This is a genomic window from Paenibacillus sp. SYP-B3998 (genome assembly GCF_010820665.1).
In the GTDB taxonomy this organism is placed as follows: Bacteria; Bacillota; Bacilli; order Paenibacillales; family NBRC-103111; genus Paenibacillus_E.
The window spans coordinates 115161-139935 of the sequence record NZ_JAAIKC010000001.1 but is presented as its reverse complement, the minus strand read 5'-3'; the positions used below and the strand labels follow the sequence as shown (position 1 = coordinate 139935).

Below are 24775 nucleotides of genomic sequence, written 5' to 3'. Positions count from 1 at the left end.
CGAAAATCGAGTCAATTTAAGCCAGTTTATGTAATGTGCTCAATTCTGCATGCTTCATGCACAATGAATCCAAAAGAAATAAGCCCTTAGCTTAAAATTGGGCTCCTTTAAAAGCACTCAGGGTCATCCAGTTCATAAATTGGGTCGATTTCAGAGATAAAATATCGTTAACAATTTGATGAAGAGGCGGTGTGCCGACTTTACGATATTTGTCGCTAACGCAATCCCAAATATCTTTCCCCGTCACATGCTCATAGCCCAGCATGATAAACTCTTCCACTTTACTTAAACATAGGCTTTCTATGACCTCGTTCAATTCATAATCAGACATTGCAATCCCTTCGCCATCCATCTCCTCGGCTTCTGTTACAGACTCCTCGATTGTTTCATCCTCTTTATCCGCTGGAACTACCTGCACCTGATCGTCTTTTTCATTCATCGGGAGATCCTCCTAGGAGTTTTGCTTAAGCAAAACTGGCATCGTAAGCAATAACTGCTACTTTATTCGCTGTTTATCCTTCATTTTCCTGCCAAAATTCCAACATGTCCATAAAATGTTAGCATGAGCTTGGCCAATGTCCGCATATTCATAGGATATATTCATATGGGAAGAGGGAATGGCATTGACCAAGCAGTCATTTATCAGGGGAACGATGATCCTGTTAGTCGCAGGTATTTTGAACCGCATTCTTGGATTCATACCGCGTATTACACTACCGCGCGTCATCGGAGCGGAAGGCATCGGTCTTTATCATATGGGTTGGCCCTTCCTCTCTGTCATCTTAACGATTGTTACAGGTGGAATTCCCATAGCCATTGCCAAATTGATCGCAGAGGCTGAAGCTGAGCGCAGCGAAGCACGCATTCGCAGTATTCTGAGAATCTCTCTCTTGCTGACGATAAGCCTAAGCCTCATTTTCACCGTAGTTTGCGTAGCCGGGGCTTCTTGGATTACAAGTCATCTGCTAACCGACTCCCGAGTCTATTACACCTTTTTATGTATGAGTCCAATGATTCCGATTATCGGAATATCTGCTGTGTACCGCGGCTACTTTCAAGGCAGACAAAACATGATTCCTACCGCATCTTCACAAATTGTTGAGACACTCATTCGTATCGTGATGGTGCTCATCTGTTCTTATGTTATGATTCCATATGGCATCGAATATGCAGCCGCTGGAGCCATGGTTGGCGTATTAGCTGGCGAAATTGCCGGACTGCTCGTACTCGCCATACATTTTAAACACAGCAAGAACCAATCTCCCCCGGCAGCGAAAATACAAATAGTAACAAACAAAATAGGCGGAAGACTCTCCAATCTCTGGCGGATATTGCGGATTTCGATCCCTGTAACTGGAAGTAAGTTAATCGGAGCTAGTTCTTACCTTCTTGAATCCATTCTTATTGCCCAAAGCCTGGCCATTGCTGGAATTTCGACCTCCTTAGCTACAGCGCAATACGGCGCCCTACAAGGTATGATTATCCCAATCATCTTACTGCCTAGCGCACTAACGATGTCCTTATCCGTTTCACTGGTTCCTTCTCTCAGTGAAGCAGCAGCGCGTAAAGATACCAAGTCGATTCATATGCGCTTGCATCAAGCACTTCGACTCGCGTTAGTGACAGGCGCCCCTTTTGCAGTTCTAATGTTCGTGCTTGCCGAGCCCATCTGTACGTTTATGTACAATAAACCCGATGTTAGCATTCTGCTGAAAATGATGGCCCCCGTCGCCTTGTTCATCTATTTTCAAGCGCCCTTGCAATCAGCGCTTCAAGCTTTAAACAAACCGGGGGCAGCTTTAATCAATACATTAATTGGTTCTACCATTAAGCTCATCTTAATTTACTGGCTCGCCAGTAAGCCTGAAATGGGCATTCGTGGAGCTGTATTCGCAATCAATGTAAACATTGTGCTTGTGACGCTTCTTCACTGGAATAGTGTCGTAAGGCTCTTGAAATTCCGCATGCAGGGCAGCGATCTAGCCAAAATCGTGGCGGCCATGGCACTCTCTGGTCTCTGCAGCTATGCAGTCATGTACACGCCTTGGTCACCTGCGGAATGGCTGCGTTTTACGGCCTCCTGTATCATTGGGTTTATCATGTACTTGTTGTTCATCATTTTGTTCCGTCTCATTCATCAAAATGATCTTATCCGCATTTTCAAGATGGGCAAGAAATTTATCCGCTAATTTGTCATCTTTTGCGATCTAAAAATAATCTGCCTTTGTAATCAATTGAACAATAGAATACTTCCTTGAAATCATGCGAACCCTTCAGTTGAAGCTGATTTTTGAGCCAAAATCTTGTTTTCCCAATTTTCTCAAGATTATCGTCCTGCACTTTACCATCCATAATGAGAGGCAAGGGAAGTCCTTCAAAGCGAATCTTCCCCTTCAGGGAATCATCAAAGACTTCTGTCTCTTTCACTTCCTTCTCCACGACACTAAGCTTTCCTGAGGACTCCAAGATGGCAAATTCCACATCAGCCACATTCATGATCCTATTCTGTCTAAGTTGGAGCATCAAGTCATCCAAATTATAGCGATGTTTCTTCATTTCCTCGCGATTCAATGAACCATTTTGAATTAAAACGCTTGGTTTCCCATCAAACAACACACGGATGGTTCGACTTTTCAATGTAATCCAAGCTATTACAACTTGAATTAGCACAAGCGTCGCCATCGGAATAAGCCCGTCCATGAGTGGTTTTTGAGCATCCTCCAAAACGAACACCGCAATCTCGGCAATCATGATTGAAATCACCAAATCAAACAGAGACAGCTTACCAATTTCCCGCTTCCCCATGATGCGAAGCATCAGGAATACAACGAAATAAATCAGCACCGTACGTAAAAAAATGGTCAGAATATCCATTGATTGAGCCTCCCTGATCTAAAGCTTATGCTTACGATACAAGCCTTCCTACGGAAAGCTTTAGCTATTTTCGGAGTTCAATGGTATTCTGACCGCTGTTGTGTATACTCATACAGATTTTGCGTATTCAATTCTTGGCAATTACAGCAAAAAGAAGTTGAAATAAATTGTAGCCACGATAAGAAGAAGTATGGATAGAGGACCAGCCACGATGAGATACTCTCGCTGCGAAAGCCCTCCCCCATCCTGCGCCGCAATTCCAGCAGCAAACATGCTAACCGTGGATCCTAGCAACGTTGCACTACCGCCAACTGCCGCACCAACCAACAAGGACCACCAGAGAGGCGTGATAGCTACATCGCTAACGCCCGAAAGCAGCGTACCTGTTTGTTCAATAACAGGGACCATAGCCGCCACATAGGGAATATTATCCATCATTGCCGAACCGAAACTTGTCAACCACATCACCAGCATAGATAGAAAAGGTACGCTGCCTTGACTGATTTCTAATCCTCTCATCGCCACATAACCGGAAGCTCCCGTGTACGCGAGCCCTCCTACCATAATAAAAAGCCCAAAAAAGAACAAGATTTGAGATTCCAACAAACCATTTAGAACAAGTCGATAGTTTTTACTTTTCACTAAGCGCCACAATGATTTATAGTCCAACGCCAGCAGGACCAGAGCGCTGGCCGCACCAATGTAAGAAGTTTTCCAGCCAAGCCATCCTTGCAAAGCAAAGGCAACCACTGTTAACGCGAGAACTACATTGCCACCATACAATAAAATACGGTCTTGCGTTAGATAAGACTTTGGCTGTAGACTCAATAGCTCCCTCTTATGAGCGTCAGAGACAATCATCTTTTTGCCATACAGGATCCACATAGCGATATAAATAACAGCTAGCATAACAATGACCAAAGGAGCGAGTGCAGCAAGAAACTGCCCCATGGTTAAATGAGCAGCCGCTCCAATTAAGCGATTGGGTACATTGCCTAAGAGCGATGCCGCTCCACCAATATTAGCTGACAAAATAATTGAAATTAAAAACGGGACAGGTGACAACTTCAACATCTTGGCCGTGCTAAGTGTTATAGGAATAATAATAGCTATAGCTAGAATACCATCAACAAAAGCTGAAATTACTGCTGCTAGTAAAGATAAGCCTAACATAATCATCAATGGCTGTAGTCGAAACTTTCGAATAACTGCGCTTGCCAAATAAGCAATAAGACCGTTTTTTTGAAAAACAACGCTTATAATAAAAAGGCTAATAAAGAAAATCAAAGCGTGCCAATTTGCATACGTGGATATCGCCTTTCCAATAGGTACAATGCCTAGTAAAACCATAAGCAGAGCGCCACCTAAGACTGTATACGTACGGCTCCATTTTTCAATTAATATACAAATATAAGTGGCTGCAAAAATAATTATGGCCATATAGGATTGCCACATCACTGGACCTTGTGAAAATTCTGTCATATATTCACTTCCTCTCGAACAGTTTGTACTAATTCTATGTGCTTGACCATACAATGATGTTAACGGAATCATCGAAAATAAGAAAGGATTGGTGCTTATGAACCCCATGCGCAACGTCAGTCAGGTTCGAATTACGTCTCCTTTATTTTCTGGACTTGTATATTCATTAATCATGATGTCAATCGGTACATTAGTTACATCTTTGTTTTTGTTGCTGACGAGTACGCAGGAAAGCTCTCTGCATGCGTTAACTACAATCATTCATGCCGCTTCTCTTTTTATTGGCGGTTGGGTTGCTGGCAAACGTGCTGGCAATCGCGGTTGGTACTATGGAGGCATGCTTGGCCTTATTTACTTCATCCTTATTTTCTTAGTTGGTTTTCTCGCTTTTGACGCAGGGCTCAACTGGCGTTCCTTGCAATTAGTTATCATTTTATTCGTATCAGGAGCCCTCGGTGGCATGCTTGGCGTAAACACACGTAAATAAGACGTTTTCGTGAAATTAACACTCTCCCCCTACTAGTGTGGTATAATGTCATAGTTCTTGACGCAATTAATTTCCATTTTTAGGGGGAAAACACCATGAGTCCCTTTCAGTCTATGACACACGCGACGGTTTATATCGTCATAACGGTACTCGCCTTTCTAATCTTATCAACGCGTACCAACCCGTTTGCCATTGCCGGAAGCTTTGTTCAAGAGATATTCACGTCACGGAAGTATCTGCTGCATTTCTTTGCTTTGGTCATCATTTTATTTTTTAATAAAGTCGAGCTTTGGATGGAACAAAAAATAGACTTTAAAGCTGATTTTACAAAGTCTATTTATCTCATTGAAGGGAATTTTGTACCGACGATTCAACACTTCTTTCAACAAGACATACTCACCTATGTCAGCAGTTATTTTTATGTAGTCATCTTTCCAGCTGTTATGATTGCATCTATCGCTATCTATACGTATCAAAAAAACTATAAGCTATTTTACGCACTCTGTTATGCGCTCATGTTCAATTATATGATTGCGATCCCGTTCTATCTGTTTTTCCCGGTTAACGAAGTTTGGTCGTTTCATCCTAATGTGAAGCTGCTTATCCTCGATGTATTCCCGACCTTTGAACAAGACTATCGTCCATTATCAGGGCTGGATAATTGTTTCCCTAGCTTGCATACGTCGATTTCTGTATCCATGGCAGTCATCGCAATGAAGAGCCGCAGCACGTTTTGGAAAGTATTTGTGCCTTGCTCTTCTGGTTTTATTATTTTCACAATATTTTATCTAGGTATTCATTGGTTGTCTGACATGTGTGCAGGCGTGGTGCTCGGTGTCGTTGCGGCAAGACTTGCACTTCGCATAGCCGAAGGCCGATTGGTGCTCGGGGAACGCGCGCTATTCCAACGTATTAAGAAAAACCAGTTGTAACCAACTCAATTAAAAAAACCAAATAAAAAGCGAGAGCCTGATAAGAGGATCTCGCTTTTTATTGTATTTCTTAACTATTCCTTAGCAACAGCATTAATTGCCGAACGATCGAACGTCATTTTCGTTGCATCGTTAACACGAAGCACGCAAATATCGTCTGTAATTTCCATAATCGTTCCATGCAGCCCACCGATTGTTACGACTTTATCCCCTTTTTTTAACGCCCCTAGCATTTGATTGCGGGTCTTTTGTCTCTTTTGCTGTGGACGAATAAGTAAGAAGTAAAGTACTACAAACATGAGTACTAACGGCCCGTATGTATACAAGTATCCTACCGCTCCTGTGCTTGCAGGCGCAGTGTCAGCTAATAAAAACATGGGTATCCTCCTTTCTTAAAATCCTCTATCATTATCATTCAGCCCATATGCCTCAAAAAAAGTATCACGGAAATCGAGTAATCGGTCTTCCATAATCGCTTGTCTCACATCACGCATGAGCTGTAATAGAAAGTGAAGGTTATGATAAGTAGTCAGTCTGATCCCAAAGGTTTCATCCGCTTTAATTAAGTGTCGAATGTAAGCTCTGCTGTAATTCTGACAGGTATAACAAGAGCATTTCGGATCAAGGGGAGCGAAATCTGCCGCATACTTGGCGTTGCGAATCACAAGCCGACCAGCGCTTGTCATACAGGTTCCATTGCGGGCAATACGGGTTGGCAGCACACAGTCAAACATGTCAATACCGCGGATAGCACCTTCAATTAAGGCATCAGGTGATCCAACACCCATTAAATAACGAGGCTTGTTTGCTGGAAGCAGAGGTGTCGTATAGTCAAGCACTTCATACATCAAGTGCTTAGGCTCGCCTACACTCAGTCCACCAATAGCATACCCCGGGAAATCCATCGAAGTCAACTGCTGCGCACTGAGTCGACGTAGATCCTCATGCATCCCACCTTGAACGATGGCGAATAAGCCTTGATCTTCTGGTCTCGCATGACTTTGCAAACAGCGCTCTGCCCAACGTGAAGTCCGTTCCAACGATTTCTTCAAATAATCATACTCCGCTGGATACGGCGGGCATTCATCGAAAGCCATCATAATATCGGAGCCTAGCGCATTCTGAATTTCCATTGCTTTTTCAGGGGAAAGAAACAGCTTATCCCCATTCAAATGGGACTTAAACTGAACGCCTTCCTCCGTAATTTTCCGAATATCGCTTAAGCTGAATACCTGAAAACCGCCACTGTCAGTCAGAATCGGTCGATCCCAATTCATGAACTTATGCAGTCCACCCGCCGCTTTCACGAGCTCGTGTCCTGGGCGCAAAAAAAGATGATACGTATTGCTCAAAATAATATGAGCGTCCATTTTTTTCAATTCCTCAGGACTCATCGTTTTCACTGTTGCCTGTGTGCCAACTGGCATAAATGCTGGCGTTTCAATCACACCATGCGGCGTGTGAACACGTCCCAGACGCGCCCCTGATTGTTTACATGTTTTTATAGCCTCGTAAGTTACTGCTGCTGCCAAAATTTCCACTTCCTATTCTAAGCATCCTCTAGTAAATCAACATTGCATCTCCAAAACTGAAAAAACGGTATTGCTCTCTAACCGCCTGATGATAAGCTTCCATCACATGCTCTTGACCAGCTAAAGCGCTGATGAGCATAAGTAACGTCGATTTAGGTAGATGAAAATTGGTGAGTAAAACATCTACGACCTGGAATTTGTAGCCGGGATAAATAAAAATGCTCGTCCAGCCTTGAGAGGCTTCAATTTCAAAACACGCATCTTGAGTACCAGAGGTTTCACCTTGTTTCCTGCTTAACCCGGCTGCGGTCTCCAAAGTCCGTGCTGACGTTGTTCCAACAGCGATTACACGCTTTCCTTTTGCTTTCGTTTCATTAATCAATGCAGCTGTCTCCGGTGACAATACATAGTATTCCGCATGCATCTGATGTTCTTCGACCGTGTCCACGGAAACGGGACGAAAAGTGCCTAGCCCTACATGCAGGGTGACAAAAGCAATCTGCACGCCTTTCGAACGAAGTCGTTCCAAGTACGTTTCTGTAAAATGTAGTCCAGCCGTTGGTGCCGCTGCTGACCCTTCGTGCTTCGCATACACGGTTTGATAGCGTTCCTTCTCAGGTAGTTGCTCTTTAATATAAGGCGGGAGTGGCATCTGTCCAAGCTTATCCAAAATTTCATTGAAAATACCGCTATAGCTAAATTGAAGCACGCGCGCTCCCATATCGCCCACTTCTAGTACTTCCGCGCTTAGAAGAGGCCGTTCCATGGAACCAGCTTCAACTCCAAAAACTACAACAGCACCCTGCTTCATCCTTTTACCAGGCTTGACTAAAGCTTCCCACCGGTCTTCGCCCACAGGCTTTAAAAGGAGAATTTCTACTTTGGCGCCGGTATCTTTTTTCACGCCAAAAAGCCGGGCTGGAATGACTCGCGTGTCGTTCATCACGAGCAAATCCCCGGCTTCCACATAATCAGCCAATTGTTCAAACCTTTGGTGGCTAATTTCGCCTGTTTGTTTCTTTAACGTTAGCAGCCTAGACGCCGTTCTATCAAGGAGAGGCGTCTGGGCAATCAATGATTCAGGCAACTCAAAATCAAAAGCATGTACATCCATGATCTGCATTCATTCCTTAGTTATGTTGACCCCAGTATAGTAAGTCTGGAGTATTTTCTGATAATTATAGCCTAGGTCTGCGTAGCCTCTTGCTCCCCACTGCGACATACCAAGACCATGTCCGAAACCTGTTCCTCGAAAAATAAACTGCTTGCCTTGCACTGATCCACTGGTTTGTGGGAGAGAAGGATCACTTGAAGATGACGTTGCCGATTTTGACGTTCCGGCCGATCCAAGGGCAATAAGATCTGTCTTCTTTACTGCTGTCGGTTGCGAATTAGAACTGGCTAACACGTAAATGGAATCAGAGCTTACCGTGTTGCCTCCCGTACTCCCTGCTCCTATAAGAACTACACTGGATGGACTAGGCGTAGTACCAGTATAACTTCCTGCTGCTTCAATTTCAAACCGTGTGCTCGGGAGTCCTCCTAATGCAGAACGTAAGGCATCTGGGTAAGGAACTTTAACAACAACTCCGTTTGCTTTAAGCTCAGTGACCCTGCCAGAAGGGCCGCGTTTAGAAATTTCTAGCGACAATAACTCCCCACTGATGGCAACCCCTGCTGTATTCAGCTTACTTTTGAGTTCCTCTGCACTATAGGGGCCACGCACCCATGAGAAGGCGTTGGATTCTTTCTCTTGGCCAAGAATCAGCACGCGTTCTTTGGCAGCTAACTGCGCAATGGATGGATTCCCCGTATTGTCCACGTAAGGGGCCGAGCGTACATTAACACCTGCTTCGGTTGCCTCAAAGTACGCAGCGCCTTCCTTGTTCTTAACCCCGGTATCCTTCACATACATGGCATGCACAAAGCCAATTTTACCATTCGTGAGCTGGATGCGATACCAGTTGGCCTTCCCTTTCTCCGCGCCCTCATCCGGACTAGGCACACTACGTAAATAAGCAACGGGATTCCCCCATACTTCGGATGGGTCTGCTGTCATACCTCCAGCATTCGATGAAAAAACAGGTGAAATCAACCCGTTTTTATCTTTAAGGACCTCACTCCTAGTCGCTTCAACGGCTTGTGTTCCGCTGGCAAACTCTTTCTGCATGCCGTAATAGGCCTGATCTAAAGTGGTATCTGTCACTTGAGCGATCTCATATTTATTCCCTTGTTTAAGTGCATATGTACGGGCTGCAACAGCTTGCGCTTTGAGCGCTTCTACCGGCCATCCGGCGCTCAGCTCCGAGCCCATGACAGCGTACAAATACTGTTCAAGCGGCACCTCATTGACCAATGTCAGCTTATCGTGATAAGCGCTCACTTCCATATCACCTCGATAGCTGCGCTCTGCTCGTTCTTTAACCGTTATCCCCGTACCCTTGGGATGAATCCAAGTTTTCTGCCCAGCAGTTCCGGCTGCATAATGAGGTGCTGAAACGGCGCCATTTGTTGAGGCAGTTACATCTGTTCGGCGGATTAGATAAGAATCTTTTATGTTAGCCGCTTGCAGTGGAACCATAGGAGCCACGCCCAATGCAAGCTGCTTCACTGCGCCTAACTGCTCCGTCGTAGCTTCACCCCCAACCCACACACCATAGGTGAGTTGACCGGCTGAATCCTCCTGAAGAACCACGTCTGCGTTAACCCCAGCCTGCGCGTAAACGCCCGCTTGCTGCACGGCCGCAGCCTCAGTGGGATAAACACCCGCGCTCCAATGCAGTGGGCCTGACAAGACAGGCGAAACAGACTTCGTCAATGCCGCAACTGTGCTGTCTTTCAGTGCTTGCACCTTTGCAATTTCTGCTGCCTCTTTCGTTGGAAAGCTGCCGTATTGCACTTGATATAGCGTTTTACCTAGCTTTACACGACTCAACACATAACTATCTGGTTGCATCGTTGAAAGCTTCGTATGCAGCGCTTTTGCCACTGCAAAGTCTGGCGTTTCCAGCATGTTTACACTGTATTGGTCCAAAGACAATCGAATCGCAGAAGCATCTGAGGATGATACCCATGTTTTTTCAGTTCCAGCCCCGCCATTACGAACCCCGATCTCAAGTCCACTCGGAGAAGACAGTGTAATGGTAGGTTCTACAAGACTATACTTCGTTGAATCTATAAAGAGGGCCACACGAATCTGATCTAATTGTTGTGGCACACCATCTGCATGTGCTTCATTCAATGGAAGGACGGGCAATGTTACTAGGGTCAAAGCAGCCGTAGTAATGAATACGATGGTCTTAGGTTTAAGCAGCTTGTTCCATTTCATTCGACAAAAATTCCTTTCCTTCGTTGGTATTCTAGTGTTTTAGACTCTAGGAACGTCAAGAAGTTTTGTTTAATAGAGACATTTGGGACAAAAAAATCTCTTGCCGCCTTCCAGCAGAGACAAGAGACACGTTTGAACAGGGAAACTAGCGTTGCTCCGGCAACGGTAATCCTAGATGCTGATAGGCTTGAGGCGTGACCATTCGCCCCCGTGGAGTCCTCTGTAGAAAGCCGATTTGTAATAAATAAGGCTCATAAACATCTTCGATCGTCTGACTCTCTTCGCCAATCGTCGCTGCAATTGTTTCCAGTCCTACAGGCCCCCCCTGGAAGCTCTGAATGATCGCTCTCAGCATCTTGTGATCGATCTCGTCCAAACCGAGGTCATCAATCTGAATGAGCTTTAATGCAGTTTTAGCGATGTCTAGCGTAATGATGCCATCGCCTTTTACTTGAGCGAAATCGCGCACCCGTTTAAGCAATCGGTTAGCGATTCGCGGTGTCCCCCGCGAGCGCATGCCGATCTCGCGCGCAGCCTCGCCGACGATGCCAACCTGCAGGATATCAGCTGTCCGGCTGACGATGTAGGTGAGTTCGTCCACCGTATAGAATTCCAGCCGGCTAACGACCCCGAAGCGGTCGCGCAGCGGCGCTGACAATAAGCCGGCCCGCGTAGTTGCGCCAATTAAGGTAAAAGCTGGCAAGTCTAAACGTACTGATCGTGCGCTAGGTCCCTTGCCGATAATAATATCAAGGGCATAATCCTCCATCGCTGGATACAGCACCTCTTCCACCGTACGGTGGAGTCGGTGAATCTCGTCGATGAAAAGCACGTCGCCTTCCTGCAAATTGGTCAGGATGGCAGCGAGATCCCCCGGCCGCTCAATAGCAGGGCCGGAGGTCGTTCGTATATTCACGCCAAGCTCATTAGCGATAATGTTGGACAACGTCGTCTTACCGAGCCCTGGAGGTCCGTAGAGCAGCACATGGTCGAGTGCTTCTTTACGCATTTTCGCTGCCTCTATATAGATTTTCAAATTTTCCTTCGCCTGCTTCTGGCCGATATATTCGGACAAATAACGGGGACGCAGGCTGTATTCGATTGCATTGTCCTCCATCATCAAATTAGCCGATATAATACGGTCATTATCCATCAATTGTCCTCCTTACATCGTATACAGAGCCTGCAAAGCAAGCTTCATCAACACATCGACAGAATCCGATGCCTGGGCTTTCGGTTTCACCTGCAGCCAAGCACGATCCGCTTCCGCTTCTGTGTAACCTAGCGTCATCAAAGCTTCCTTAGCCTCTGACCAAGCCGTACCGCCCTCACCAATCTGTGTGGACCCAACAATACTCATGGCCACCGCTGCTTCCGGACTGGACAAGCTTACAGAACCTAACTTGTCTTTCAAATCTAAAATAATTCGCTGCGCCGTTTTCTTACCGATCCCTGGAAGCTTCGTCAGAAAAGCCAAATTTTCCTGGCTAATTGCCATAATAACCGCTTCCGGTCTTCCTCCTGCAGCCAAAATACCGAGCGCTACCTTAGGGCCAATTCCGGTGACATCCAATAAGAGCCGAAACAGCGACTGCTCGTCGCGAGAAAGAAAGCCAAATAGTAAGTGCGCATCTTCACGAACATGATAATGAAGGTACATCGTCACATCCTCGTCCTCCTTATGCGACAATGCGTAAGGATTAGGACAAAACACACGATACCCGACTCCGTTCACATCCAGAACTGCATAGTCACTCTCGCGCAGGGCTACTTTTCCTCTAAGGAAATCTATCATCTTTTCACGACCTCATTTATCCTAGATTGCAAAGCCGAGGAATGCGCATGGCAAATAGCAATGGCCAAAGCATCCGCAACATCGTCAGGCTTAGGTACCTGAGATAGTTTCAGTAAAATCTTGACCATTTCTTGGACTTGATGCTTCTCTGCTTTCCCATATCCGACTACTGCTTGTTTGACTTGAAGCGGTGTATATTCAGCAATAGGCAAACCCGCTTGAACTCCCGCAAGTATCATCACACCTCGCGCTTGCCCTACCGTAAATGCCGTTGTCACATTGCGATTAAAGAACAACTTCTCTATCGACATCGCATCTGGTTTATACTTTTCTATTAATTGTGTAGTCGCGTCATAGACATCCTTAAGCCGGATGCCTGGGTCCGTATGAGCCTCAGTTTGAATAGAGCCATACTGCACGGGAACAAGCTTGCTACCAATTTTATCAATAAAGCCAAAACCAACAATAGCGATCCCCGGATCAATACCCAGAATACGCAAAGCTATTTCTCTCCCATCCTAAAAAAGCGAACATATGTAGTCATTTCATTATAGCAGATAACAAAAAAAAGAGATAGACTCGGGTCTCCCCCCCGCCTACCTCTTTTATCCTGTTTGTTCACGGACTCATCATCGCCCGCTCCGTTTCTTCTACTGCATAATCACTGAATGTCGACAGTACACTATTATACTCCTCTAGATCCGATACACGAATGCCATCATGTAATTGCTTAACCGTTTCACTTGGCAAACTGCTTTCCAGATGCTTAATGTTTAATTGGAAAAAGGTTCGTATGATGTTCTCCTTGCTTGGAGTGCCCTTGAAAAGAGACAAATTGCCGCTTTCATCCAAACCAAAGACGGCTTTCAGTTTACATTCCGGCGATAAATCATTGATGTGCTCCGTAAAAGAGACCTCTCCGTTTGCACTCACACTAAGAAACCAATTCGGATGCTTCATCTGGGCTTCAATCATTTGATCGGGCGACTGCATACCCAATTGTTGCCGTTCTTCGCCGCATATATATGATTTAAGCAGATACGTTGTTCTGCTATCTGTAATACCTTTCAATGTTGTAATCGCTTCTTTTAATCGTTGATCCACACCTGGCGTCAGCTTGGCGAATGTCGTTTGAGACAATGCTTCCTTATTGGAGGGAAGTAAATCTGATGTATGAGCAATCCATCCAAGCGTGCAAATGACAATAACCGTTCCCAATACGATCCAACCACGTTTCCAGCGCAGCCTTCTTTTCAAATGTTTTAAAAAGCTAAATACATTCACCGATATCCCCTTCTATTCTCGTTTCTCCGTATTGTTTCCATTTGCACTAGACGCTATACATCATTTACCATAGAGAGAAGCGTGAAACCAATAAAGACGGACGGTGAAGTTGGATGAAAGCCAGAAAACGAATCAAACGAACAACACTTCTCGTCATTGGAGCGATCCTTCTTTGGGGTGCTGTAGCGATTTGGAACGGGGTGCAGCGAAGCGAAGCCGGATTATCCTCTCCACGTTCTACTACGGCTTCAAACGTAACTCCAACGCAATTAAACAATCATACGGCTATTCATCCAGACACAAATAGTCAAAAAATCAGTTCGCCATAAAAGGAGAATTTGACTGTAGCCACAAAAATGTTATAGTCAGAAGTAGATGAATTTTTCTCACACTTATTCAGGCAAAATGATATATATTTGAATAAACTAATTTTACGTCTGAAGACATTTTTCCTATGGAAAAACACAGTGCTTGTTTATGAAGATAGTTTTCCCAAGGAAAACTCTTAAGGAGGGGAACAGCATGAACGTGGCAGAACTTCAATTGATTCAGTTATCGCGCCGGGGAGACCGGAACGCATTTGTGGAATTGGTGGAGTTGTACCGTAACAAAATTCAAAGACTTGCTTTTCGTATGCTTCACAATAAACCTGATTCCGAGGACATCGTCCAAGAAACATTTATCCGTGTTTACTTGAACTTAAACCACTATGACGAAAGTCAAAATTTCTCCACTTGGATTTACCGCATCGGTAAGAACGTGGCCATCGATCTGCTTCGCAAAAAGAAGCCGGTTCAATCTTTAGATGCAGAATTGTCGGAGAATGACGATGATTACAGCTACTACAGTAAATTAGCTAGTCAAGATCATACGCCCGAGCATGCTGTTCTCCAAACCGAAATTCAAGAGCACATGCACACATCCATCAATAAATTGGCTGATAAATATAAAAGCGTCATAACCCTGTATTATTTAGAGGAACTTTCGCTGCAAGAAATTAGCGAGAAGTTGAATTTACCCATAACAACAATTAAAACACGTCTTCACCGTGGAAGAGAACTCCTCCGCAAAAAATGGGGCATGAATTTTGTTGTTGGCTTAATGGTGTTCTTCACAATAGGCATGCTCGCTTAATAAAGAAGCAACCCCCAACTTTTAATAAAGTTGATGGGTTGCTTTTTTATTAAGCCTAGAAGGAATCTACACCATTTAGACGTTAATCCAGGGAACATTCGCTTTTGGTTCTTGCTTCTCTGAAGCCTGCTGCCTTCTCGAAAGCGCGCTAATATTTGACGAACCTGACTGCCTTGCTTTTTTAGCGGGATTGGTGTTTGCCTTCGTTGTTTTTCCACTCTTTTTATCGGAACGAATATCAATCTCTACCGTTTCCTCCTTATCTGTCTCTTCTGCTAGCTGATGCGCGTGAACCTGTGGCAAAATCGGAGACTCATAAGGTGTTGGAAACGGCATTCCGTAATGCGGCAACGTGCCATGCTGCGGAGCATAGAACTCTGGTCCAAGCGGATAGCAGGGTGGCTGCTGCATGTCATAAGGAGATCCCATTTGCAGAGGAGTCTGCGGATAAAAGCCAGGCATCGGTGGAGCAGCTTGCGCGTATGTCTGCCATGGAGCTTCTTCGGAAAAAGGAGATGCTATCGGCCCTCCTGTTGGAAACCCTTTCCATGACGGTTCAGTATAATTCGTTTCTCCGCAGCCACATCCACCATTGCTTACAGGGATTTGGCCGGTCTGCGCCGGATAGTGTTCATGCTCCCAAGGCAGTTGAGGGTACGGAGCGAACTCAGGATAGTTTACGGTTTCTGCTTGTTCCGCACTTGGATAAGCGAAAACCTCCGTTGCCGTAATATGAAATTGTTGAAATGGATGAACAGCAGGTTGCGTATAAGGTTCGTTGAGTTCGTTGTGCTCTTTTTCAGGCAATGGGATCATAGGTATTGGAATGACTGGCGCTGGCGCATTTACGCTCGGAATCTCTTGGGAAGGCGCTGTGCTTTCAATCGGCGAAGGCGTTACTTGGCTAATTGGACCTTCAACAATCGGCATAAAAGGCGGTTCAGCCGGTTCCGTAGGCGTCCCTTGCTGCACAACCTCTGGTTGCACAAACGGTGCTGTTGACGTTTTGTGGTGGTGACCTGGCAGTGGTTGATGCCCCATATGCACATGATCATGCCCATGCTCAAGTCCATTCGAATGCCCATCAGGTGCCTTCGGAACATAAACAACTTCACCCGTCATAAGTACATTTGGATTTTTCAGCTGCGGATTGGCTTGAATCATCGCCTGTAATGAAACATCCCAGGCTTTTCCCAGCTTCCACAAGCTATCTCCCTGTTGGACGATATGCTTATACACATACTCGGACGCAGGTAGTTCAACGGGCTTTGGATGCGATGGAATCTTCACCTTTTCGCCGATACTCAGGTGATTCGGATCGGTAATTTGCGGATTGAATGCAATGATCTGATCCAGCTCGACATGGTGTTTTTTTGCCAGCTCGTTCAGGGAGTCGCCTTTTTTGACAATATGGATTTTCAACACCAATACCTCCTTCGAGTTTTCGTTAGAAAACTTGTTTCGTAACCATAATTCAGCGGTACCCTTTCCGGTTACCCATTCACAATGACATTACAGTTTATGCACGTTTCTGGGCTTTTGACCTCCTTTCGGACAAAAAAAATCCCTTACGCTTGACGCGCAAAGGATTCGTAATAAGAACTTATTCAAAAACACGAACACCATCTACTTCGACGATACCTCGAAACGCTTGAAGGAGCTGACTCGTAATCAGGCTTACCTTCCCCAATGAATCGGGCGTCCACTTCTCGGACAACGATGACCTCTGCAGCGGTACCCTTGAAAAAAGCTTCATCAGCCACATACACATCATGGAGTGTGAAGGCTCCTCTTTCAACGTATAGCCCAGTCTCACACACAATTCAATTATTGCTGCTCGTATAATGCCTTCCAGAGCCCCGCAGTAGCAAGGTGATGTGTAGACAATACCACACTTGATAAATTTCGGGTTGCATAATCACCGTCTACATATATCCATTGTGCCATATCGCTTCCTACACCTCCGAAATATTCGCGGGATATGAATAACTCGGATAACAGCCTAAAATTCGGACCTGACAGCCAATTGCTTCAATTTCTTGAATCGCTGCAGGAAGCAGAACGGAATCCATCGAACCTGCAATATCGATATAAAAATAATAAGTACCCAGCTTCTTCTTCGTTGGTTTCGACTCAATTTTAGACATATTGATCCTTCGCCACGCGAACGCCGATAAAACTTGATGTAGAGCGCCAGGATAATCCTCAGGCAGTGTGACTAGGATCGTCGTTTTCACATCATTCGATGGTTTTAATTCCGAGGCTTCAACCCCAACAAGCAAGAAGCGTGTCATGTTATCTTTATGATCCTGAATTTCCTTTTGAAGCATGGGAACCTCATAATTGATCGAAGCGATTGCAGTACCAATCGCAGCAACCGACGGATCTTCGAGCGTAGATACAATCCTGACGCCTTCCGCTGTGGAACTGACTTGCTCGAACTCCGCATCACTCAAATATCGCTTCATGAATTTGCTGCACTGCGCAGGCACAACATGATGAGAAAGCACTTTACGGATATGCCCGTAGGGATTCGTTCCCTCACTTGTGCCCTTGGGATTAGGGTAACCAATAAGATTCATATCGATTGGAAAAACCCATTCTGCTCGAATAGGAAGATTTACTTCGTGGACAAGCCAATCAACGTGTAAATGAACTGAACCTTCTAACGTGTTCTCAATTGGAATCACGCCTAAATCTGTTTCCCCTGACGCAGTTGCAGTAAATACATCAGAAATCAGCTTATAAGATACATATTCAAAATTCCCCCCGAAAAAATGACGGGTTGCTTCTTCTGAGAACGTACTGGGCCCTAGGATGGCGACTCTTTTCATGTAAGAACCTCCCCCTGAACCAAGGCTTGAAGATCTGCTTCCCCCTCATGTAACTGCGAAGTTGTTACTCCTTCAGCACTTGGCTTCAACCAGAGCGTCTGTGCTTCTATGCCTTCCTTGAGGAGCGTTTCTTTCAAGAAGGTCTCAAGTTCAGCTTTCCGCTCGCTGCGCGCATCTACAAGCGCAAGCATTGTAGGGCCTGCTCCACTAAGTGCAGCACCTAACGCGCCGTATTGGTCGGCTTGCTCCAGAATTGTTGCCATGCCTGGAATGAGCGGAGCACGGTAAGGCTGGTGCAGCGCGTCTTTCATAGCATAGCGAATCATACCCAAATTACCAGTGCTCAGCGCGGCAACGAGCAGCGAAGAGTGGCTGAGGTTGAATACCGCATCCTTCATCATAACTTGCTGTGGCATTACACTTCTGGCCTTTTCTGTGGAAAGTTGAAAAGCAGGAATTGCCACTAGCACTTCCAAGTTCACATCAGGCTCAAGCCGTATCGATTCCGCTCGATGCCCATCCCAAAATGCAACTACGATACCCCCGAATAAGCTTGCCCCAACATTGTCAGGATGCTTCTCTAGACGAGTTGCGATTTGGAACAGCTCATCCTGCGTGAGCTTATACCCGATTAACGCATTCGCGCCTGCAAGCGCGCCAATAATCGCCGACGCGCTGCTGCCAAGGCCGCGCGTCAACGGAATTTCGCTATACATGGCAATGTCCAGCTCAGGGTGAGAAACCCCTGCTTGCTCAAACACCATTTGCGCGACTTTATAAATCAAGTTCGACTTATCGGCCGGGACACCATTCATTTGATCGCCGATCAAGTGGATCGTCGTATTGTCTGAGATAGACATGTCGATCCAAGCGTACAAATTCAAGGCCATCCCCAAAGAATCAAACCCCGGACCTAAGTTTGCTGTACTAGCTGGTACTCTTACTCTCACCTTTTGTGTTGGCATGGAGAGCTCACCCCTCTAGCTTACGGATTGCTTCCATAACCGCTTCCTCATTGTCTTGAACGACCACAGGGTCGCCGCCAGCAACGCTTTTAATAGCAATATTTGGATCCTTCAATCCATGTCCCGTGAGCACGCACACGACACTTTCCCCGCCTTTGAAGTAGCCTTCCGCCTTCAGCTTCATGACACCGGCAATGGAAGCCGCGGATGCGGGTTCTGCAAAAATACCTTCTTTAGCTGCTATCGTACGATAGGCATGCAAGATTTGTTCATCTGTCACGTAGTTAATTTGACCGTTCGATTCTTTCGCTGCGTTAACCGCACTGTCCCAGCTTGCCGGGTTACCTATGCGAATTGCTGTAGCAATCGTTTCCGGATCGCGAATAGGTTCACCTTTCACAATCGCCATCGCGCCTTCGGCCTCGAAGCCAATCATTTTCGGTAAAGAAGCAATTTTACCCTCTGCATGATATTCTTTAAAACCTTTCCAGTAAGCCGTAATATTCCCGGCGTTTCCTACAGGAATTGCTAAGTAATCAGGCGCTTTACCAAGTTGGTCGCTCACCTCGAATGCAGCAGTTTTCTGACCTTCGATGCGGTAAGGGTTAACCGAGTTAACAAGCGTAATGGGATGCTTTGCTGTTATTTCACGTACAATTTCAAGCGCTCGGTCGAAGTTTCCTTCAATGGCAATAACTTTAGCCCCATAAATAATAGCTTGAGCCAGCTTACCAAGTGCAATATTATTATTAGGAATAAGAACGATACAGTTCAGATTACCTTTGGCTGCATAAGCGGCAGCAGCGGCCGAAGTGTTGCCTGTTGACGCGCACATGATCGTGCGACTGCCTTCTTCCATCGCCTTCGCTACGGCCATAACCATCCCACGGTCTTTAAAAGAACCTGTAGGATTCAAGCCTTCATATTTGAAGTAAATATCTAGATCAAGCTCATCGGATAGCTTATCAGCGCGGATTAAAGGCGTATTTCCTTCATGCAAAGTAAGCAGCGGCGTGTTCTCGTTAACAGGTAAATAGTTTTTATAAGTTTGCAATAAGCCCATATATCTCATTTCGATGTAGCGCCTCTTTTCTATAAGTTAGCTTGCATAGTTTTCCTAGATATCTTGCAATTCTTAGCCTTCTACACGGTAGTGGCTCTTGACAGAGTGAATAACATCCATGGATTCGAACTGCTTCAGCACATTCTTCATACTGGCTTGGTTCGCATCATGAGTGATGATAATGATTTCTGCTTTTGGATTCGTTGTATTCGGATGTTGGAATACAGACTCCAAGCTGACTTCATGTTGAGCAAAAATTTGCGTAATTTGCGCGAGTACGCCTGCTTTATCTTCGACATGCAGAAGAATAAAGTTTTTAGAAGCGATTTGTTCGTCCGTTTTCAACTTCATCTCTTTGTACGGCGCCAAAACTGTTCGTCCATTCACGCCAAGCTTCAAGTTGCGTACTACAGCAACCAAGTCAGCAACGACAGACGTCGCCGTAGGCAGCTCGCCTGCGCCTGGGCCATAGAACATCGTCTCGCCAACAGCTTCCCCAGTTACATACACGGCATTGTATACACCGTTTACGGAAGCGAGTGGATGCGTATTTTTAACCATTGTAGGTTGTACACTAACTGAAATGTGGCCATCGTGATTCTCTGCAATGCCAAGTAATTTCACTTCATAGCCAAGCTTTTTGCCATACTGAATATCTTCTTTACTTACGCTAGAAATCCCTTTTACTTCAACGTCACTCAAAGCTACATTTGCATGAAAGCCTAGTGTAGAAAGGATCGTCATTTTACGCGCCGCATCAAGCCCTTCAACATCAGAGGTAGGATCTGCTTCGGCATAACCCAAATCTTGAGCTTCTTTCAGTACGTCTGCATAAGCAGCGCCTTCTTGGCTCATTTTGGTCAAAATATAATTCGTCGTTCCGTTCACAATACCCATGATCTTCGTAATACGATCGGAAGAGAACCCCTCAACCAACGCACGAATGATTGGAATACCGCCAGCAACGCTTGCTTCGTAAAGGACATCACAACCATGTTCAGCTGCTTTCGCCAAAATTTCAGCACCGTGCATGGCCATTAAATCCTTGTTAGCCGTTACAATATGCTTACCATTGCTGAGGGCTGCTAAAATATGTTCTTTTGTCGTCGAAACACCGCCCATTACTTCTACGATGACATCGATTTCGCTATCATTAATGACATCCCATGCGCTCTCTGTCAGCTTGTCCGGATCAACCGAAATGTTACGGATCTTCATTTTATCTTGCACCAAAATCTTTGCGATTTCAATCGCCGAACCCGTTTGACGCTGTAAATCTTCCTGGTGTCCCTCGATAATGCGGACTACCCCCGTTCCAACAGTTCCAAGTCCTAATAATCCAATCTTGATCGGTTTCATTCCGAATTACCTCCTGAATAGTCTCTAGCTTTAACTGCCCTGACCAATGACCATTGCACGCTTAACACCTTCTTGAGCATGCAGTCGATCCAATAATTGACGAATCTCTTCCCCCATCGAGGACGTTTCAACGGAGATAACAACATTGGCCATCCCCTGAAGAGGAATCGTCTGATGAATGGTTAACACATTTCCATCTAAATTCGCTATGAGTGCCAGTACTCTAGATAAAATACCGGACTTATGCTCCAAATCCATAGATATCGTTATAATACGTTCTCTTTCCAGCTTGCTTAGCGGATGAATACCATCCTTGTACTTATAGAAAGCACTTCGGCTAAGCCCTACTTGTTCAACAGCCTCGTGAATCGTCTTCACTTCTCCGCGAGCAAGCAGTTCTTTCGCTTGAACCGTCTTAAGCACGCCTTCCGGCAAAATATCTTCCCGGACTAAATAGTATCGCTCGGGCCCGGCATGCTTAATCGGATGAAAAAACTCTTTGCTGTCCGGCACCACGTTACCGTCCTCTCTGGAAAGACTGTTGTACCTTTATAGAGGACATTATATCGAAATACGTTGATTGAAGCAATAGGCAATTTTCATGAAAACGTCAAATGCAGCTACTATCTTTGGGGTTCTTTACTGTGATAAGCTGAAAGAAACACAGGAGAAGGAGACCCAGTAGTGATTAACTTACGCATGATGTCCACAGCCCTCCTTTGGAATAGCAAAGATGAGCTTCTTATGATGAAGCGTTCCTTAACCCGCAAGCTGTCCCCAGGATTATGGGCAGCTGTCGGCGGACATTTAGAGCCTGAAGAACTTAACCATCCCAGAAACGCATGCTTACGCGAAGTTTGGGAAGAAACTGGCATTGAACACGATGAGATCCACGGACTTCGCATGCAGTACGTCTTATTGCGACTGAATGGACAAGAAGTTCGTCAGCAATTTTTCTATATCGGAACGACAGACGTTAATCCCCGGATCGTCACGAGTGAAGGAGAGCTTCACTGGATTCCAAGAGAACAAGTGCTAGACCGTCCTATCCCCTTCATATTCCGCTGTTTGCTCGAACATTTTTTCACTTTTGGGTTGACACCTCATCCCTGGGTAGGCTCAGCTGGCCTTGATCCCGAAAGCGGCGAACCCACCATCCATTGGAATCCGCTGCTAGATCCAATTCAAACGTAATAAACGCAAAAAGGACAGCCACGATCTTTCTCGAAGCTGTCCTTTTTGTTGTTTGACTTACAACGCACTTCCTCCGTAGAGGAACCGATATTCCCAATGCCGACCAGCGATTGAATCTATCCGAACGCCTCCGCTCTCTTTGGAATAGGTTGATAGAATTTTCCCATCGCCCAAATACATAGCAACATGGGTAATCCTTTGTGTTGTTTTGTTTATTCCCGTGTAGTTCGAAGCGGCCGTCCCTCTGTAATCCATGAAAAACATCAGATCACCGGCTTTCAAATCGCGCCAATTCGTTTTGGCGTTTCCAAGTGACTTCACGTAATTCCCTTGGCCCCGGGAGTCACTCGGCAATTTCAAACCAATTCCGTCCAAGAAAGCTTGACGCACAAAATCGGAACAATCAAATGTACTGGTATTGTCACGACTTGAGCCGTATTCATAAGGAGTTCCTATATATTTTTTACCTGCTGCAATGACATTCTGCACTTTAGTAGTTGTAGAGCCACCGTTAGATCCTGACCCGTTATTGGAGCCGCCCGACGAGCCGCCTGATGTCTGTATGTATTTTGAAGCTGTGCTTATGTAACCTATACGCCCGCTTCCATCCTTAACTTTGTACCACCAATTGTTCACTTTTTCTAAAATGGTTACCTTCTCACCAGATTTTAAATAACGGATGCGAGCCGAATTCTCATTTGGGCTCTGTCTCAAGCTAACACTGCTTACAATTTGTCCGGCAGTGGATGCCGATGCATGCTCAGGAAGTGGTACCGTAATTGCGCCAAACGCAATAGCAGGAACGAGCATAAAGGTCAATAGATGTTTTCTCATGGTGTGTCCTAGCCTCCTACGAGTTTTCGTTTGCTTGAAGAAAAGCTTTCTTCGTAAGGAAATGCCCTCCACATATACATTCGTATGTACATGCTTGTTTCAGGGTGTTACTCTTATATTTTCTGGTAAACTATCTATTATCCTACTATTTGATAGTAATATATCCATAGCCACCGTTTTTGTAGCTTTCTGATACGATGATTCTGTTCCACCCAACGTCGCATCACTTTTAGCATTTTTTTCTTCTCTGCGACGATTTCGCCAATTGAAAACCTTCCTCATGACCCCTACTTTATCAAACCACATTAAGTTAGATGAAATAAAAAAAACACTCATCCCATAAGGAAAAGTGTTTCTTTTTTCATTTATTGCTTCTCATCAAATTCGAAATCAAAATCGCCAATTCGAATCGTTTGTCCGTGAACGGCTCCGCGGCTGCGCAATTCTTGATCAATCCCTATATTACGTAGAATTCGAGCAAAGCGAGCGATACCATCTTGCGTACTGAAATTCGTTCTTTTGATTAGTTTTTCGATAGACGGACTTTCGATTACAAATGCATCGTTATCCCGAGTAATTGTGTAATCCTTCTCTTCACGCTTCTCGAATCGATACACTTTGCGTTCTTCCTTATCCGCTACATCTTCAACTTCTGGCGCATCAGGAATACTCTCCACGATGTCTGAAATCTTATACAGCAGCTCTTGCACGCCACCACGCGTCAGAGCAGAAATTGGATGGATGCTCAGCTCTCTACCATCAGCAGCAAGCTGTTCCTTAAATCGCGCCAAGTTCTCTTCTGACTCTGGCATGTCCATCTTGTTGGCAACAACAATTTGTGGTCGATGCTCGAGCTTCGCATTGTAGAGCTTGATTTCCTCATTAATTTTGAGGAAATCTTCAAAAGGGTCACGCCCGTCAGCTGCTGACATGTCAACAACGTGCACGATCACTCGCGTGCGCTCCACGTGACGCAAGAACTCATGACCGAGTCCTACGCCTTCGTGGGCCCCTTCGATTAAACCAGGAAGATCAGCCATCACGAAGCTTCGGCCATCCCCTACATCCACCACTCCAAGGTTCGGAGTCAGCGTTGTAAAATGGTACGCTGCAATCTTTGGCTTCGCAGCAGAAACCACGGATAGCAGCGTTGATTTACCCACGCTCGGGAAGCCCACAAGACCGACGTCGGCCATCACCTTCATCTCAAGCACAACCCAGCGTTCTACGCCTTCTTCGCCGTTCTCCGCAATTTCAGGAGCGGTTACGCGCGCCGTCGCGAAGCGTGTGTTACCACGGCCGCCTCGCCCGCCTTTAGCTACTACAACTTCTTGTCCATGACGCGTCAAATCCGCGATAACCTCTTGCGTATCATCATCAACAATCGTCGTTCCCGGAGGAATCCGCACAATCATGTCCTCGGCATTCGCACCATGCTGAGACTTATTACGTCCCTTTTCGCCGCGATCTGCTTTGAAATGCTTCTGATAACGGAAATCCATTAGTGTCCGTAAACCCTCATCAACGCGGAAAACGACATCTCCGCCATTCCCGCCGTCTCCGCCTGCTGGTCCACCCTCTGGCACATACTTCTCGCGTCTGAAAGCAACTAAGCCGTCGCCGCCGTCGCCGCCTTTTACAAATATCTTCGCTTTATCTACAAACATACCTACACCTC

26 protein-coding genes and 1 pseudogene are annotated in these 24775 nt (G+C 45.5%); 6 read left to right on the top strand and 21 right to left on the bottom strand.

The window, feature by feature from the left end; all coding sequences use genetic code 11:
• Positions 1-91 precede the first annotated feature (91 nt).
• Positions 92-439 carry a post-transcriptional regulator gene (locus tag GK047_RS00645; RefSeq protein ID WP_346010264.1) on the bottom strand — a complete coding sequence of 116 codons (348 nt, stop codon included), beginning with the start codon at positions 437-439 and terminating at the stop codon, positions 92-94.
• A 184-nt stretch (positions 440-623) separates the two neighbouring features.
• Between GK047_RS00645 and spoVB the strand changes: the two genes are divergently transcribed.
• Positions 624-2189 (top strand): stage V sporulation protein B, encoded by a 1566-nt coding sequence (gene spoVB, locus GK047_RS00640; protein WP_163943497.1) that lies wholly within the window; start codon positions 624-626, stop codon positions 2187-2189.
• A 4-nt stretch (positions 2190-2193) separates the two neighbouring features.
• Here the strand turns inward: spoVB and GK047_RS00635 are convergent, their stop codons facing one another.
• Both GK047_RS00635 and GK047_RS00630 read right to left on the bottom strand, forming a co-directional pair.
• Positions 2194-2874 (bottom strand): DUF421 domain-containing protein, encoded by a 681-nt coding sequence (locus GK047_RS00635; RefSeq protein ID WP_163940122.1) that lies wholly within the window; start codon positions 2872-2874, stop codon positions 2194-2196.
• Positions 2875-3015: 141 nt separating this feature from the next.
• Positions 3016-4356, bottom strand: coding sequence for an ArsB/NhaD family transporter (locus tag GK047_RS00630; RefSeq protein WP_163940121.1), 1341 nt, complete (start codon positions 4354-4356; stop codon positions 3016-3018).
• A 106-nt stretch (positions 4357-4462) separates the two neighbouring features.
• On the opposite strand from GK047_RS00630, the gene GK047_RS00625 reads away from it, so the two are divergent.
• A complete protein-coding gene (locus GK047_RS00625; RefSeq protein WP_240343724.1) occupies positions 4463-4843 on the top strand; it encodes a TIGR04086 family membrane protein in 381 nt (126 codons plus the stop codon).
• A 95-nt stretch (positions 4844-4938) separates the two neighbouring features.
• Entirely contained in the window at positions 4939-5775 is an 837-nt protein-coding gene (locus GK047_RS00620) for a phosphatase PAP2 family protein (RefSeq protein WP_163940119.1), read from the top strand.
• 74 nt (positions 5776-5849) lie between these two features.
• On the opposite strand, the gene yajC is transcribed toward GK047_RS00620, so the two are convergent.
• From yajC to GK047_RS00580, 8 genes are all read right to left on the bottom strand, one after another.
• Positions 5850-6152 (bottom strand): preprotein translocase subunit YajC, encoded by a 303-nt coding sequence (yajC, locus tag GK047_RS00615; RefSeq protein WP_163940118.1) that lies wholly within the window; start codon positions 6150-6152, stop codon positions 5850-5852.
• A 15-nt stretch (positions 6153-6167) separates the two neighbouring features.
• Positions 6168-7307 (bottom strand): tRNA guanosine(34) transglycosylase Tgt, encoded by a 1140-nt coding sequence (tgt, locus tag GK047_RS00610; RefSeq protein ID WP_163940117.1) that lies wholly within the window; start codon positions 7305-7307, stop codon positions 6168-6170.
• A gap of 28 nt (positions 7308-7335) precedes the next feature.
• Positions 7336-8421 carry a tRNA preQ1(34) S-adenosylmethionine ribosyltransferase-isomerase QueA gene (queA, locus tag GK047_RS00605; protein WP_163940116.1) on the bottom strand — a complete coding sequence of 362 codons (1086 nt, stop codon included), beginning with the start codon at positions 8419-8421 and terminating at the stop codon, positions 7336-7338.
• A gap of 9 nt (positions 8422-8430) precedes the next feature.
• Positions 8431-10635 (bottom strand): SpoIID/LytB domain-containing protein, encoded by a 2205-nt coding sequence (locus tag GK047_RS00600; protein WP_163940115.1) that lies wholly within the window; start codon positions 10633-10635, stop codon positions 8431-8433.
• A gap of 145 nt (positions 10636-10780) precedes the next feature.
• Positions 10781-11788: a Holliday junction branch migration DNA helicase RuvB gene (gene ruvB, locus GK047_RS00595; RefSeq protein ID WP_163940114.1), complete on the bottom strand. Its 1008-nt coding sequence runs from the start codon at positions 11786-11788 to the stop codon at positions 10781-10783.
• 12 nt (positions 11789-11800) lie between these two features.
• Positions 11801-12430 carry a Holliday junction branch migration protein RuvA gene (gene ruvA, locus GK047_RS00590; protein WP_163940113.1) on the bottom strand — a complete coding sequence of 210 codons (630 nt, stop codon included), beginning with the start codon at positions 12428-12430 and terminating at the stop codon, positions 11801-11803.
• Entirely contained in the window at positions 12427-12930 is a 504-nt protein-coding gene (ruvC, locus tag GK047_RS00585; protein WP_163940112.1) for a crossover junction endodeoxyribonuclease RuvC, read from the bottom strand. The genes ruvA and ruvC overlap by 4 nt, the downstream gene beginning before the upstream one ends.
• 118 nt (positions 12931-13048) lie before the next feature.
• On the bottom strand, positions 13049-13687 hold the full coding sequence (locus tag GK047_RS00580; protein ID WP_163940111.1) for a BofC C-terminal domain-containing protein: 639 nt from the start codon (positions 13685-13687) through the stop codon (positions 13049-13051).
• Positions 13688-13827: 140 nt separating this feature from the next.
• On the opposite strand from GK047_RS00580, the gene GK047_RS00575 reads away from it, so the two are divergent.
• Entirely contained in the window at positions 13828-14043 is a 216-nt protein-coding gene (locus GK047_RS00575) for a hypothetical protein (RefSeq protein ID WP_163940110.1), read from the top strand.
• Between the two features lie 193 nt (positions 14044-14236).
• Positions 14237-14848, top strand: a complete 612-nt coding sequence (gene sigW, locus GK047_RS00570) for an RNA polymerase sigma factor SigW (protein WP_163940109.1) — start codon at positions 14237-14239, stop codon at positions 14846-14848.
• Positions 14849-14923: 75 nt separating this feature from the next.
• On the opposite strand, the gene GK047_RS00565 is transcribed toward sigW, so the two are convergent.
• The 7 genes and pseudogenes from GK047_RS00565 to GK047_RS00540 form a co-directional block, all read right to left on the bottom strand.
• Positions 14924-16270, bottom strand: coding sequence for a LysM peptidoglycan-binding domain-containing protein (locus GK047_RS00565; protein WP_163940108.1), 1347 nt, complete (start codon positions 16268-16270; stop codon positions 14924-14926).
• A gap of 181 nt (positions 16271-16451) precedes the next feature.
• A pseudogene (locus GK047_RS29125) lies at positions 16452-16748 on the bottom strand (aminotransferase class IV); the annotation flags it as partial.
• A 55-nt stretch (positions 16749-16803) separates the two neighbouring features.
• Positions 16804-17682 (bottom strand): prephenate dehydratase, encoded by an 879-nt coding sequence (gene pheA / locus GK047_RS00560; RefSeq protein WP_205516181.1) that lies wholly within the window; start codon positions 17680-17682, stop codon positions 16804-16806.
• A complete protein-coding gene (gene thrB, locus GK047_RS00555; RefSeq protein WP_163940107.1) occupies positions 17679-18647 on the bottom strand; it encodes a homoserine kinase in 969 nt (322 codons plus the stop codon). The genes pheA and thrB overlap by 4 nt, the downstream gene beginning before the upstream one ends.
• Positions 18648-18654: 7 nt before the next feature.
• On the bottom strand, positions 18655-19719 hold the full coding sequence (gene thrC, locus GK047_RS00550; protein ID WP_163940106.1) for a threonine synthase: 1065 nt from the start codon (positions 19717-19719) through the stop codon (positions 18655-18657).
• Between the two features lie 63 nt (positions 19720-19782).
• The gene (locus GK047_RS00545; protein ID WP_163940105.1) at positions 19783-21069 is read right to left on the bottom strand and encodes a homoserine dehydrogenase; all 1287 of its coding nucleotides are present in this window, start codon (positions 21067-21069) and stop codon (positions 19783-19785) included.
• A 30-nt stretch (positions 21070-21099) separates the two neighbouring features.
• Positions 21100-21582 carry an ACT domain-containing protein gene (locus GK047_RS00540; RefSeq protein WP_346010263.1) on the bottom strand — a complete coding sequence of 161 codons (483 nt, stop codon included), beginning with the start codon at positions 21580-21582 and terminating at the stop codon, positions 21100-21102.
• Between the two features lie 171 nt (positions 21583-21753).
• Between GK047_RS00540 and GK047_RS00535 the strand changes: the two genes are divergently transcribed.
• Positions 21754-22263 carry an NUDIX domain-containing protein gene (locus GK047_RS00535; protein WP_163940104.1) on the top strand — a complete coding sequence of 170 codons (510 nt, stop codon included), beginning with the start codon at positions 21754-21756 and terminating at the stop codon, positions 22261-22263.
• 57 nt (positions 22264-22320) lie between these two features.
• Here the strand turns inward: GK047_RS00535 and GK047_RS00530 are convergent, their stop codons facing one another.
• The 3 genes from GK047_RS00530 to obgE form a co-directional block, all read right to left on the bottom strand.
• Complete coding sequence (locus GK047_RS00530) at positions 22321-23097, bottom strand: C40 family peptidase (protein WP_163940103.1); 777 nt, start codon at positions 23095-23097, stop codon at positions 22321-22323.
• A 99-nt stretch (positions 23098-23196) separates the two neighbouring features.
• On the bottom strand, positions 23197-23433 hold the full coding sequence (locus tag GK047_RS00525) for a hypothetical protein (protein WP_163940102.1): 237 nt from the start codon (positions 23431-23433) through the stop codon (positions 23197-23199).
• A gap of 29 nt (positions 23434-23462) precedes the next feature.
• The gene (gene obgE, locus GK047_RS00520) at positions 23463-24764 is read right to left on the bottom strand and encodes a GTPase ObgE (RefSeq protein WP_163940101.1); all 1302 of its coding nucleotides are present in this window, start codon (positions 24762-24764) and stop codon (positions 23463-23465) included.
• Positions 24765-24775 lie beyond the last annotated feature (11 nt).